General features: G+C 65.5%; 9 protein-coding genes. 7 read left to right on the top strand and 2 right to left on the bottom strand.

What is annotated here, in order from left to right; all coding sequences use genetic code 11:
• Positions 1–253: 253 nt before the first annotated feature.
• From cphA (C8C93_RS24680) to C8C93_RS24670, 3 genes are all read left to right on the top strand, one after another.
• Positions 254–2458 (top strand): cyanophycin synthetase, encoded by a 2205-nt coding sequence (gene cphA, locus C8C93_RS24680; RefSeq protein ID WP_121508576.1) that lies wholly within the window; start codon positions 254–256, stop codon positions 2456–2458.
• Between the two features lie 98 nt (positions 2459–2556).
• Positions 2557–5136 (top strand): cyanophycin synthetase, encoded by a 2580-nt coding sequence (gene cphA, locus C8C93_RS24675; RefSeq protein ID WP_121508575.1) that lies wholly within the window; start codon positions 2557–2559, stop codon positions 5134–5136.
• Positions 5136–5645, top strand: a complete 510-nt coding sequence (locus tag C8C93_RS24670; RefSeq protein ID WP_121508574.1) for a CreA family protein — start codon at positions 5136–5138, stop codon at positions 5643–5645. Before cphA (C8C93_RS24675) ends, C8C93_RS24670 begins: the two co-directional genes overlap by 1 nt.
• A 132-nt stretch (positions 5646–5777) precedes the next feature.
• On the opposite strand, the gene C8C93_RS24665 is transcribed toward C8C93_RS24670, so the two are convergent.
• On the bottom strand, positions 5778–6428 hold the full coding sequence (locus tag C8C93_RS24665; protein ID WP_121508573.1) for a DsbA family oxidoreductase: 651 nt from the start codon (positions 6426–6428) through the stop codon (positions 5778–5780).
• A gap of 194 nt (positions 6429–6622) precedes the next feature.
• On the opposite strand from C8C93_RS24665, the gene C8C93_RS24655 reads away from it, so the two are divergent.
• Complete coding sequence (locus C8C93_RS24655) at positions 6623–8371, top strand: hypothetical protein (RefSeq protein WP_147433799.1); 1749 nt, start codon at positions 6623–6625, stop codon at positions 8369–8371.
• 78 nt (positions 8372–8449) lie between these two features.
• On the opposite strand, the gene C8C93_RS24650 is transcribed toward C8C93_RS24655, so the two are convergent.
• The gene (locus tag C8C93_RS24650) at positions 8450–9973 is read right to left on the bottom strand and encodes an AMP-binding protein (protein ID WP_121508570.1); all 1524 of its coding nucleotides are present in this window, start codon (positions 9971–9973) and stop codon (positions 8450–8452) included.
• 294 nt (positions 9974–10267) lie between these two features.
• Between C8C93_RS24650 and C8C93_RS24645 the strand changes: the two genes are divergently transcribed.
• From C8C93_RS24645 to C8C93_RS24635, 3 genes are all read left to right on the top strand, one after another.
• On the top strand, positions 10268–11260 hold the full coding sequence (locus C8C93_RS24645) for a YcjF family protein (protein WP_121508569.1): 993 nt from the start codon (positions 10268–10270) through the stop codon (positions 11258–11260).
• Positions 11261–11459: 199 nt separating this feature from the next.
• Positions 11460–12812 (top strand): SPOR domain-containing protein, encoded by a 1353-nt coding sequence (locus C8C93_RS24640; RefSeq protein ID WP_121508568.1) that lies wholly within the window; start codon positions 11460–11462, stop codon positions 12810–12812.
• A gap of 107 nt (positions 12813–12919) precedes the next feature.
• Entirely contained in the window at positions 12920–13672 is a 753-nt protein-coding gene (locus C8C93_RS24635) for a GDSL-type esterase/lipase family protein (RefSeq protein ID WP_121508567.1), read from the top strand.
• Positions 13673–13694 lie beyond the last annotated feature (22 nt).

The raw sequence follows: 13694 nt of genomic DNA, 5'->3' as shown, positions 1-13694 counted from the left end.
TTTTGGTTGGGTTTTCCGCCCCCGGCTGCCTGCGGTGACCGATCTCGCGAAAGCGCGAATTCTCCCCGATACTGCATGCCACGGTGCGACGGCATCCTCATTTAACGCCTCTGACGCTCATTTGGCTGACACTGCGCACAGCCCCAGGACTGGAGCACAATCCTCGTCCACAAAAGTTTCCTTTCACAGTTTCTTCCTCTCCCGCATAGCCCATAGCCCTTACCCGGCCGGACCAACTCACCCGCTGCAATCCATGGCGAAACTCAACGACATCCAACTGCTTCGCATCAACTACCTGCGCGGCCCCAATATCTGGACCTACCGGCCTGTACTGGAAGTCTGGCTGGACCTGGGCGAGCTGGAGGACTACCCCTCCAACCTGCTGCCCGGTTTCAACGACCGACTTACCGCCTGGCTGCCCGCACTGATCGAACACCACTGCGGCGTGGGCGAACGCGGTGGGTTCCTGCAGCGCCTGCAGGAAGGCACCTGGTGCGGCCATGTGCTGGAGCACATCGTGATCGAGTTGCTCAACCTGTCGGGCATGCCCACCGGTTTTGGCCAGACCCGCAGCACCAGCCAGCGTGGCGTATACCGCATGGTGTTCCGGGCGCGCGACGAAAGCGTGGCGCGCGTGGCGCTGGCCCAGGGCCATGCGCTCATCATGGCCGCCATCAACGATGAGCCGTTTGACGTGGCTGCCGCCGTGGCCCGTGTGCGCACCGAGGTGGACGACCAGTACCTTGGCCCCAGCACCGCCTGCATCGTCACCGCCGCCACCGACCGGGGCATCCCGCACATCCGCCTGAACGACGGCAATCTGGTGCAACTGGGCTATGGCGCCAGCCAGCGCCGCATCTGGACGGCTGAGACCGAGTTCACCAGCGCCATCGCCGAAGGCATCGCCAGCGACAAGGACCTGACCAAGAGCCTGCTCAAGTCCTGCGGCGTGCCCATCCCCGAAGGCCAGGTGGTCAACAGCCCCGAGGAAGCCTGGGAAGCCGCCCAGGACATCGGCCTGCCTGTGGTGGTCAAGCCCTCTGACGGCAACCACGGCCGGGGTGTGACGCTGGATCTGCACAAGCAGGCAGACATCGAGGCCGCCTACCACGTGGCCTACCCCGAGGGCAGCGACGTCATGGTCGAGAGCTTCATCCCCGGCGACGAGCACCGCCTGCTGGTGGTGGGCGGCAAAGTGGTCGCAGCGGCACGTGGTGAAGTGGTCACCATCACCGGCAACGGCCGCTCCACCGTCAAGGAGCTGATCGACACCCAGCTCAACTCCGACCCGCGCCGTGGCTACGAAGAAGAGTACCCGCTCGAAATCATCGACCTGGCCACTGACACCAAGGTGCAACTCGAACTCAAGCGCCAGGACCTGGGCGCCGACTCGGTGCCCGCCGCTGGCCGCCAGGTGGTGGTGCAGCGCAACGGCAACGTGGCCGTGGACTGCACGGACGACGTGCACCCCGAGGTGGCCTACATCGCCCAGTTGGCGGCCAAGGTGGTGGGGCTGGACATCGCTGGCATCGATCTGGTGGCCAAGGACATCTCCAAACCCCTGCACGCCCAGGGCGGTGCCATTGTCGAAGTGAACGCAGGCCCTGGCCTGCTGATGCACCTGAAGCCCGCCGTGGGTGCACCGCGCCCTGTGGGCCAGGCCATTGCAGAGCATCTGTTCCCGTCGGAAGACGATGCGGGCCAGGCAGGCCGCATTCCGCTGGTGGGCGTGGCGGGCACGCGTGGCACGTCAACCATCGCGCGGGTCGTGGCCTGGCTGCTGCACCTGAGCGGCCACCACACGGGCCTGGCCTGTCGCGAAGGGCTGTTCCTGGACCGCCGCTGCGTCGAATCGACCGATTGCGCGCACTGGGAGGCCGCCCACCGCCTGCTGATGAACAAGACCGTGCAGGCCGCCGTGATCGAAAGCGACGCGCGCACCATCCTGCGCGACGGCCTGGCCTACGACCGCTGCCAGGTGGGTGTGGTCACCGACATGGACGGCGTGGAAACGCTGGCCGAATTCGACGTGCACGAACAGGACCAGATGACCAAGGTGATGCGCACCCAGGTGGACGTGGTGCTGTCGGAAGGCGCAGCGGTGCTCAACGCCGCCATCCCGCAAGTGGCCGACCTGGCGCCGCTGTCGGACGGTGCCGTGGTGCTGTATGCCCAGGACGCCACCCTGCCTGTGATCGTGGAACACCGCGCCAAGGACAACGGCCGCGCCGTGGTCGTGAAGAACGGCCGCGTGGTGCTGGCCACGGGCAGTGCAGAACATGTGCTCGGTTCGCTGGCAGACCTGACCTTTGGGCGCAATGCCGTGGCGCCCGACACCGACGCCCTGCTGGCTGCCATCGGCACGGCCTGGGCGCTGAACATTGCCCCCGACCTCATCGGCGCTGGCATCAAGACCTTTGAGCCCGAACTGGTCCCCACCGCCGCACTGCGGTCGTGATGGCACCTCGCGCATTAGCTTTAGTTTGTTGTTTGACCTCGCATCCCACGACCTGAACAGGGCCTCAGCGCCCTGATGGACCACTGAAAGAGACTTCCATGGATGTATCCCGCACCCGGGCCCTGCGTGGCCCCAACCTCTGGAGCCGCCACATGGCCATCGAGGCCGTGGTGACCTGCGCCGAAAACGAGCGCGCCGTGGGCCAGATGGCCGGGTTCGAAGCCCGCCTGCGGGCCCTGTTTCCCGCCATCGGCGCGCTGCACCCCGAAACCGGGGGCGGCGATGTCTCGCTGGCCCATGTGCTGCAGACTGCCGCCCTGGCATTGCAGGCGCAGGCAGGTTGCCCTGTCACCTTTGCGCGCACTACCGCCACCACCGATGCGGGTGTGTACCAGGTGGTCGTGGAATACAGCGAAGAGGCCGTGGGCCGCAAAGCCTTTGAGTACGCGCAGCAACTCATCAAGGCGGCGCAAGGCGAAGGCAGTTTTGATGCCGACACCGTGATTGCCGAACTGCGCGAACTCGACGAAGACGAGCGCCTGGGCCCCAGCACCGGCTCCATCGTGGACGCCGCCGTGGCGCGCGGCATCCCCTACCGCCGCCTCACGCGCGGCAGCCTGGTGCAGTTTGGCTGGGGCTCCAAGCAGCGCCGTATCCAGGCCGCCGAGGTCGATTCGACCAGCGCCGTGGCTGAGTCCATCGGCCAGGACAAAGACCTGACCAAGCGCCTGCTGCATGCTGCTGGCGTGCCCGTGCCGCTGGGCAAGCCGGTCGAAAGCGTGGACGAAGCCTGGGAAGTGGCCTTGAAGGTGGGCCTGCCCGTGGTGGTCAAGCCACAGGATGGCAACCAGGGCAAGGGTGTGACGGTCAACATCACTGACCGCGCCCAGCTCGAAGACGCCTACAAGAACGCCGCCGAATACGGCACCGTGATGGTCGAGCGCTTTTTGCCGGGCCATGACTTCCGCCTGCTGGTGGTCGGCGACCAACTGGTGGCCGCTGCACGCCGCGAGCCGCCCCAGGTGCTGGGCGACGGACAGCACACGGTGCGCGAGCTGGTCAACCAGGTCAACCTCGACCCGCGCCGGGGTGAAGGCCATGCCACCTCGCTCACCAAGATCCGGCTCGACGACATTGCCGTGGCCCGCCTGGCCATGCAAGACCTGACGCCCGACTCGGTGCCCGCCAAGGGCCAGCGCGTCGTCCTGCGCAACAACGCCAACCTCTCTACGGGTGGCACCGCCACCGACGTGACCGATGATGTGCACCCCGAGGTTGCCGCACGCGCTGTGGCCGCCGCCCAGATGGTGGGCCTGCACATCTGCGGCGTGGACATGGTGGCCGAGACCGTGCTGCGCCCGCTCGAAGAGCAAGGCGGCGGCTTTGTGGAAGTGAACGCCGCCCCCGGCCTGCGCATGCACCTGGCACCCAGCTACGGCAAGCCCCGCAACGTGGGTCAGGCCATGGTGGACAAGCTCTACGCCCATGGCGACGATGGGCGCATCCCAGTGGTGGCCGTCACCGGCACCAACGGCAAGACCACCACGGCCCGCCTCATCGCCCACCTGTTCACCGCCCAGGGCCTGCGCGTGGGCATGACCAACACCGACGGCGTGTACGTGAACGGCCGCCAGATCGACAGTGGCGACTGCAGCGGCCCCAAGAGCGCCCGCAACGTGCTGTTGCACCCCGAGGTGGACGCCGCCGTGTTCGAGACCGCCCGTGGCGGCATCCTGCGCGAAGGCCTGGGGTTTGACCGCTGCCAGGTGGCCGTGGTCACCAACATCGGTGCGGGAGACCACCTGGGCCTGAACTACATCACCACGGTGGAAGACCTGGCCGTGCTCAAGCGCGTGATCGTGCAGAACGTGGCCACCACAGGCTACGGCGTGCTCAACGCGGCCGACCCCATCGTGGCCGCCATGGCACCCGCCTGCCCCGGCAAGATCATCTTCTTTGCCAGCGACCGCCACCATCCCGTGATGGCCACGCACCGCGCGCAGGGCCACCGCACGGTGTATGTGGATGGCGACTCCATCGTGGCTTCGGAAGGCTCGTGGCGCGAGACCATCCACCTGCGCGACGTACCCATCACACGCAACGGCAAGATCGGTTTTCAGGTCGAGAACGTCATGGCGGCCGTGGCCGCCGCCTGGGGTGTGGGCATGCCCTGGCAGACCATCCGCCGGGGCCTGTCAGGCTTTGTGAACGACAGCGACAACGCGCCCGGCCGCTTCAACATCATGGACTACCGGGGCGCCACCGTGATTGCCGACTACGGCCACAATCCCGACGCCATGCGCGCCCTGGTGGGTGCCGTGGACGCCCTGCCCGCCAAGCGCCGCAGCGTGGTGATCAGCGGCGCGGGCGACCGCCGCGACGAAGATATCCGCGACCAGACCGTGATCCTGGGCGCCGCATTTGACGACGTGATCCTGTACCAGGACGCTGCCCAGCGCGGCCGTGCCGATGGCGAGGTGATGACCCTGCTGCGCGAAGGCCTGGCAGGCGCATCACGCGCCACACACGTCGAAGAGATTCGCGGTGAGTTCATCGCCATCGACGCCGCCCTGGCGCGCCTGCAGCCCGGCGACCTGTGCCTGGTACTGGTGGACCAGGTCGAAGAAGCCCTCGCCCACCTGGCCCAGCGCTGCACCGAAGCCGGGGCCGCTGCGTGATGGCCCTCAAGCAAACGGCCACCTCGGCGCTGCTGGCCCTGGCCGCAGCAACCGCCTGGGTGGGCGCAGCTGGCACAGCGCAGGCAGCGCCTGGCGAAAAAATCGGCACGGTGGACACCGCCTTCCAATGGATCGGCCGCGACCACGACATCCTTGTGGAAGCCTATGACGACCCCGGCGTGTTGGGCGTGACCTGCTACGTCTCGCGCGCACGCACGGGCGGCATCAAGGGCACCCTGGGCCTGGCCGAAGACCGCGCTGAAGCCTCCATCGCCTGCCGCCAGGTGGGGCCTATCAGCTTCCCCGAGCCGCTCAAGAAGCAGGAAGAGGTGTTCAGCGAACGCATGTCCATCCTGTTCAAACGCCTACGCATCGTGCGCATGGTCGACCCGGCCCGCAACACGCTGGTCTACCTCACCTACTCCGAAAAACTCATCGACGGCTCGCCGCAGAACAGCGTGACCGCCGTGCCGGTGGACCGGGCCATGGCCATCCCTCTGCGCAAATAAGCGGGCAAGGCCGTACACCACAGAAATCAGAAAACACAAAGGGGCCACGGCCCCTTTGTGTTTTTTTTATATAAAACCAGCCCCTAGCGCTTATCCATCAAGCGCCAGCAGCTATCAAAACAATAGTATTCATCAAGCCTGGCTGGCAATCTGCCGCAGCGCCTGCTCAAACACCTCCACCGGCTGACCACCTTGAATCAGGTGGCGCTCGTTGATGATGATGGCGGGCACCGAGTGGATGCCATTTTGCAAATACAACTGCTCACGCTCGCGCACCTCTTCGGCAAAACGGTGAGACGCCAATAGTTCACGCGCCTCGTCCACATTCAGCCCGACCTCACCCGCCACGCGCACCAGCACTTCGTGGTTGCTCGGGTCTTGCCCATCGGTGAAATAGGCTTTGAACAGCGCATGTTTGAGTGGCGGCTGCAGGCCCTTCTCTTCGGCCCAGTGCAGCAGGCGGTGCGCGTCAAAAGTGTTGTAGACGCGGCTGCGTTTGCCTTTACCAAAGGTGAACCCCAAGTCCGCACCACGCGCGGCAATGGCCTCGCGGTTGCGTTCGAGCTGCTCGGGCGTGGAGCCATACTTTTCCTGCAGATGCTCGTTGATGTCCTGGCCCTCGGGGCCCATCTGCGGGTTCAGCTCGAAAGGCTGAAAGTGCATGTCAAGGGCCACTTCGCCCTTCAGGCGATCGGCCGCCTGCTCCAGCGCCTTGAGGCCGATGATGCACCAGGGGCAGGAGACATCGGAGACGAAATCGATCTTGAGGGTTTTGGTAGTCATGGCAAGCTCAAAAAATCAGAGCTGGATGGTAGACCAATGCATTGGCCTTCGCAGGAGGGCGCTTTTGTGCCCCTGAAGCGCCCGCTTCCTGCCCCAGTGTTATCTAGTGTGGCGTTGCACGCTAGCGCAGAACGCCAGGCTTCAGTCCTCCTCGTTTCTGCCGATATCCGTCAGACAGCCATGAAATATCCTGAATGAGTGCGATCAGCCTCTCCCCTCTTTCCACAAGCTGGAGCCCGTCAGGAAATTCCGCCCCAGCATCGGTGACGGCCTCTGCGCAGGCTTCTTCACGCGTGCCGATAGCGAGCGCCGTATCGCCGGACGTGACCCGCAACAGCGTCACAAACTTCACTCCATCTGTCATCCCGGAAGCCGTGCCTTCGACGATGGGTGACACCCGGTTTCTGCACGTTACCCAGTGGCCCTCGGCGATGGAGTCGATCGACGTCACCTACGAAGCAATCGCCCCATCGCAGACCAGCAGCCGGCAAATGCAGGTATGGGAGCAGACACCGACGACCGCTGTGGATCAGATCATCGGCCGAAACGCGAGCGCCACGACGGAAAAGGCGCGGTTTGCCGGTTTGGGGTCCGCCCTGATAGAGCAGGCCGCCCGCACCGGCTCGAGCTACCGTCAGACTGTGGTGAACCTGGGTGCAGTGAGTTCGCCCGACAAAATTCAAGGCAAGGCTACCGGCGCTATGTGGGGCATTCAATCCAGCCCCAGCGCCAGTGCGACATTTGCCATCACCACTCAATCTGGCGCCACGGTGCGGATCTCCATAGCCGACCAGCGGGAGCAACGCGCCACAGGCTCTGGCATCGCTGTGCAGATCGAGGTGGATGGCAACCTTACGCAGCAGGAAAAGGACGCACTCCAATCTCTGGCAGAAGGTTTCGATCTTGCTATCGAGGGCTTGACGGCTGAATCCCCTGTGCTGCGGCTGGACGGTCTGCTGAAGTTCGATAGCAAGCTCTTCACCAAGCTGGAATTCAAGGTGGATATCTATGGCGTGGACCAGGATGGCGTCCGCATCCTGAAGCTCGGTGCCAACATCAGCGCAGACGCCAAAACCCGCGAGATTGAACTCAAGAGCCCTGAAGGCACCGTAAGAATGAAAACCGATTTGCGGCAGCCCGCGCTATGGGGCACCGCAGACCAGAAGGCCTACGCCGTGCGACAGTACCTCAGCCGCATCGACAAGGCAGCAGAGCGCGGGCATGCAGACAGCGGCTTGGTTGACCTGTTCAAGTCCAGCTTCGCCGCCCTGAACGGCGGCTATGAATCGGCAAACTCCCCTGGGAGGTCAGGCAGCGCCAGTATCAGCATTGGCGACCCGGTCGATCTGACGCGCGACGCCAACGCCTTCAGTGAAGGCGACAAGAGCCTGCTCACCGGCCTGGCGGACTTTGATGCATCGATTACCGCAACCCGCCGTGCGTCCAATCCGCGCCGCACCAAAGAGGTTGACACCTTCGAATACACACTCAAACAGTCCACTCAGATCTCCGGCTCATCCCCCAGCAACCGCGGCTTCACCCAGACCCAGTCCGCCAAGCTTTCTGCTGCCTATCACCAATCGCTGCACTCAAGAGCAGCACCAAAGTTGACATCAGACTCTGCAACCCAGAACTATTCCTACGAAAAGGTGGAAGACAGCAGCAGTACGCAGGTAGAGCTAGGCTACGAGAAGGATGAGCCTGTGCGCGCACTGATCACGCAGGCCGCCTCGCAATCGCTACATGTCCTCAAGGTGGAAAACAACAAGATCACCGAGAACACGGCAGAGCCAGCTCATGTGCAGTCAAAGCAGACAGATTTGCTGCCCTTGCTGAAGCAATTGAAACAGCAGCAGGATGCGAACCAGTTGACGCATGACGAGAAACAAAAGCAGCTGCAGGAATGGGGCGGAATGGTGCTGGGAAGCTTGGCCACGGATTAGCACCGCTGAATAATTTCGTTGACGCAGCGCCCGTGCGTTCTCTGCTGCGCAAACTGACAAAGACGCCGAACACCCGCGCTAACCCGTTCGATCCGCCGAGAGCATCTCTCGAAGTGCTGTCTTTGGCACTTTGCCATAGCTGTTCTTGGGCAAAGCCTGCACAAAGCGGTACAGCCGAGGGCGCTTGAAACGGGCTATATGGGCCAGGCACAGCGCGTCCAGTGCATCCGGGCTCACGCCCTCCTCCGCCACCACAAAGGCCACAGGCACCTCGCCCCATTCCGCATCACGCTGCCCCACCACGGCCACCTCGCGCACCTGGGGGTGCAGCAGAAGCACCTCCTCCACCTCGCGCGGGTAGATGTTGGAGCCGCCAGAGATGATCACGTCCTTGGAGCGGTCCTTGAGGGTGAGGAAACCATCGGCATCCAGCGCGCCCATGTCGCCGGTGTAGAGCCAGCCGTCGCGCAGCGTCTGCGCCGTGGCTTCGGGGTTGTTCCAGTAGCCGGGCATGACGGTGTCGCCGCGCACCACCACCTCCCCGGTCTCGCCTGTGGGCATCGGCTGGCCTGCAGCATCGACCACACGCACCTCCACCAGCGACTGCGCCACGCCGACCGATACCATGCGCTCGGCCCAGCGCGGGTGGTTGCGGTCGGCCAGCTGGGCGCGCGACAGGGCGGTGATCGTCATTGGGCTTTCGCCCTGGCCGTAGATCTGCACGAAGCGGTTGCCGATCACGGCCAGCGCGTTGCGCAGGTCGTCGGCATACATGGGACCGCCACCGTAGACGATGGTCTTGAAGCCGCTCACATCGGCACCCGTGGCGCGCACATGGTCCACCAGGCGGTGCACCATGGTGGGCGCAGCAAACAACGTGAGCTGGCCCACGCTGGCCGCAAGCTGCACCAGCTCCGCAGGCTCAAAGCCACCCGACAGCGGCACCACATGCCGCCCGCCGCGCAGCACCTGGGCGTAGTTGTAGAGGCCAGCGCCGTGCGACATGGGCGCGGCGTAGACCATGGCGTCGCCGGGCAGCACATCGTCTACGTCGGTGAAGTAGCAGGCCGTCATGGCCAGCAGATTGCGGTGGGTCTGCATCACCCCCTTCGGGCGGCCAGTGGTGCCGGAGGTGTAGAACAGTGAGGCGACATCCTCGGGTGCACGGTCGCAAACGTCCATGGGCGCGTGCGTGACGGCGGCGCGGTACGCTTCGGAGCCGAACACCAGCAGACCGGCATCCGCCGCCCCGGCCTCGCGCGCGGCCGGTGCCAACGCCTGCGATGCCAGCACCGCACGCGCGCCGGAGTCGGCCAGCACGTAGGCCAGTTCTTTGGCATGCAGCTTGTAGTTGACCGGCAGCGACACGGCCCCGGCCCACACGATGGCGTGCAGGGCCTCCAGGTACTCGGGCGCATTGGCGGCGTAGATGGCCACTCGGTCACCGGGGGCCACGCCGCATTGCGTGTGCAGATAGGCGGCCAAGGCGGCAGCGCGTGCGCCCAGGTCGCCGTAGGACCACAGCACGTCACTCCCCTGGAGTACAGCGGGCTGGTGGGCATGCAGCAAAGCACTGCGGCGCAGCAGGTGGGCGATGTTCATAGGGTGCACTCCACAACAAGGGGATTTTTCAGGGTCAGCCGCCTCCACAGCCGTGGAGACCTGTTGGCACTGCAGGCACTGTAGGCACGCCGGGCGCTGGCGCACAGTCGCCAAAATACCCAAGGGATAACCCGGCCCGCCCCCGAAACACCCAGTTACCACGCGCGCCCAAATCCCCACAGGCTGTGGCGTTGAAACCCCGTTGCCTAGACTGCATCTGATCCCATGCGCGCGGCCAGCCCACCCAGGCGAGCGCACCACCGTTTTTACCCAACGCCTTGCAGGCAACACCCCATGAACCTGGACCAGCAAAAATCCATTCTCACCATCGCCCTCCTGGCCGCGTTTGCGGACGGCAACAAGGACGACGCCGAGCGCGAAGAGATCCGCCGCATTGCCCAGTCGCTCGCGGGCGACGCAGGCATGGCGGACCTTCCACGCATCTACCAGGACGTGCTGCTGCGGCGCACCAGCGTGCAGGCGGCGGTGCAGGCCTTGAGCGACCCCATGCACCGCCAGCTGGCCTACGAGATGGCCGTGTGTGTGTGCGACGTGGATGGCCGCCAGACGGCGGCAGAACGCGAGTTTCTGAACGGCCTGAAGACGGCGCTGCAGCTGGGCGCACCGCAGACCGACGCGTTTGACCGGGAAGCCGATGCGATCGTGGATGTGGCCGAAAAGGCCGTGCCTTTATCCGTGCCTTTATCCGTGCCTGTGTCCGCGCCCATCGCGATCCCAGTGGCAACAGCCGCCGCAGCCCCCAGCAGTGCTTTGGATGCGGAGCTGGACAAATCCATCCTCAACTACGCGCTGCTCAACGGTGCGCTGGAGCTGCTGCCGCAGTCCTGGGCGTCAATGGCCATCATCCCCATGCAGGTGAAGATGGTGTACGGCATTGGCAAGGCCCATGGCGTAGAGCTGGACCAGGGCCACATCAAGGAATTCATCGCCGCTGCGGGCGTGGGCATGACGTCCCAGTACCTGGAGCAGTTTGGCCGCAAGCTGCTGGGCGGCCTGCTGGGCAGGGCGGCGGGCCGGACCATCGGCGGACTGGGCAGCGCCGCCACCGGCATGGCGTTTTCGTTTGCCACCACCTACGCGCTGGGGCAGGTGGCCAAGCGCTACTACGCCGGGGGTCGGGTCATGAGCACGGCCATGCTGCGCGATACCTTCCAGAACCTGCTGGGCCCCGCCAAGCAGATGCAGTCGCAGTACCTGCCGCAGATCCAGCAAAAGGCCGCCACGCTGGACGCGGGGAAGATCATGGCGATGGTGCGCGGTGCCTGACACGCCACAGCCACTGCGGCAAACGCTATATTATTAATAGCTACTAGCGCTTAACAGATAAGCGCCAGAGGCCATTTTTAATCAAAGTCCAGTGGCGAGGCCCGCGTGGGCCAAACGCAATCAGGCCAGAGCGTTGCGCCCGCGCTGACCCGCGCGCAAACCAGGTGGCGCAAACATCGGCCCATGACAGAATCGGCCCATGCTCGACCACACGGACCCTGTCGCCTCCATCATCCCGGCCATGTCGCTCGACTCACCGTCCGACAACGCCATGACGGCGCTGTCCCGGCTGGCGCTGGGGCCCGTGAACACGGCCTACTACATGGCCGTTTTCGAGCGCTTTGACAACACGGGCCGCACCACCACCACCTGGAACTGGGCGGCCTGCCTGGCCACCCTCAACTGGATGCTGTTCCGGCAGTTGTGGACCCCCGCGCTGGTCTACCTGGCGGCGGCCGAAGGGCTGGCGCTCATCGTGTATGGCATCGGCCGGACGTTCCTGCAATGGCCGCCGGGCGTGGAACTGGGCGTGCTGGGCGCCTTTGCAATGCTGGCCTTTGCGGTGCCGGGCCTGTATGGCAACGCCATCCTGTATGCCGACATCCGCAAACGGGTGGCCCGCGCGCTGGCGGCCTCACGCACGCTGCCCGAGGCCTGTGTGCTGCTGGAGAAGCAGGCCAGCTCACGCAAGCGGCTGCAGGCACTGGTGCTGGCCAACCTGGTGCTGGTGGCCGCAGCCACGCTGGCTTATCTGGTATGGGCCCCTTCAGACACCAAGCCGCTGGCCCTGGAGCCCGCCGTAACGGTGGCGCAAGCCACGGCGGCGGCTTCCCGGCCCAGCGCAGCGGCTTCTGCACCAGCCGCTGCCATTACGGCGGCGCCTTCACCAGCACCAGCACCAGCACCGGCACCGGCATCAGCACCCGTACCTGTTCCGGTTCCTGCGCAAGAGCCCCCTACCCCCGCCCTTCCCGCCACCACCGCCTCGGCTCCTGACCCAGCGAAACCGGCAGCGGCCCCGCCCACCGTCAAGCCTGCGGCCACGGCAAACCCAGCGCCAAAGGCCGCAGCACCAGCCAGCACGCCAGCGCGATCCTCGGAGGCCAACCGCCCCGCTCCGGCTGCGGCCTCTGCAGCCTCCACGGTGTCCAAAACGCCCTCTTCAGCGCCCGCCACGGCTGCCCCCAAGCCCTCTGCAAAGACAACGCCCCCCGCCGAGCCCGCCAGCCGCGCGGCCTCGGCAGCCAAGGCCAAAACGCCCAAAGCCTCCGCTTCGGCCGCTGCGCCAGCATCCTCAGCCCCTCTCCCCACCGTGGGCACGGCGGCGGGCTACTACATCAACGTGGGGCTGTTTGCCGACGAAGCCAACGCCCGCAAGGCCCAGGCCCGCCTGCTCAACGAAGGGCTACCCGCCTTTCGCCAAGAGCTGAACAACGCCAAGGGCCGCCGCATCCGCGTGCGCGTGGGGCCCTATGAAAGCCGGGCGAAGGCAGAGGCCGCGGCCGCGTCGATCCGGGCGATGGCGCTGGAAGCTGTGGTTTTCAAGCAGTAGCCGACCGTAGCGGCGCGCCCGTCCTACTCGCTCCGTTGCCCGCCACCGACGCATCCGGCCCCTGCCTGTCGGTAGGCTGCAGCAAGGTCCTACTCTTGCTCCAGCCCATGAAACACGCCGTCCGTACCCGCCCCGCATCCTCGCGCCGCATGGTGACCCTGGTGGCCATTGCCACAGGCGCACTCTTGCTCACCGCCTGCGCGCCCTGGCGCATGTGGACCGCCGCAGACCTGGCCCGCGAGGCCCAGCCCTACACTGCGCAACCGGATCAACCCGTGCGGCGGGTTCTGGTGGTGGGCGACAGCACGGCCGTGGGCACGGGGGCCAATGCCCCGCTCGACAGTCTGCCCGGGCGCATTGGCCAGGACCACCCGAAGTGGCACATCGATAACCTGGCCGCCAACGGTGCACGCTACGCCGACGTGGCCGCCCAGCTGGATCGGGCGTCTGCGGGCTACGACCTGGTGCTGGTGCTCGCGGGTGGCAACGACGTGATCCGGTTGACAGCGCTGGATACCCTGCGCCCCCAGATCGAGCAGGTGGTAACCCTTGCACAACAAAAGGGCCAGCACGTGGTGCTGATGCCATGTGGCAACGTGGGGCATGCGCCGTTTTTCATTCCCCCGGTTTCGTGGGTGATGTCGCACCGCTCTGAGGACCTGCACGCCATCGTCAAAGACGTCGCAGCCACGCGCCAGGCGCGCTATGTGCGCCTGCTCAAGCCACGCCATGAAGACCCGTTCGTGGCCCGTAGCAAGGCACTGAATGCCGCCGACGGGCTGCACCCCAGCAGCGCTGGCTACGAGGAGTGGTACCGCGAACTGGTGGCCCAGGGCGGGCTTGCCGGTCTGGGGGAGTGAACGCCAGCGCGGGGTTTGCGCC

The sequence above is a fragment of the Acidovorax sp. 93 genome (assembly GCF_003633835.1).
Classification (GTDB): Bacteria; Pseudomonadota; Gammaproteobacteria; order Burkholderiales; family Burkholderiaceae_C; genus Acidovorax; species Acidovorax facilis.
The sequence above is the reverse complement of the archived record's forward strand: the minus strand, read 5'-3'. Positions and strand labels throughout refer to the sequence as shown.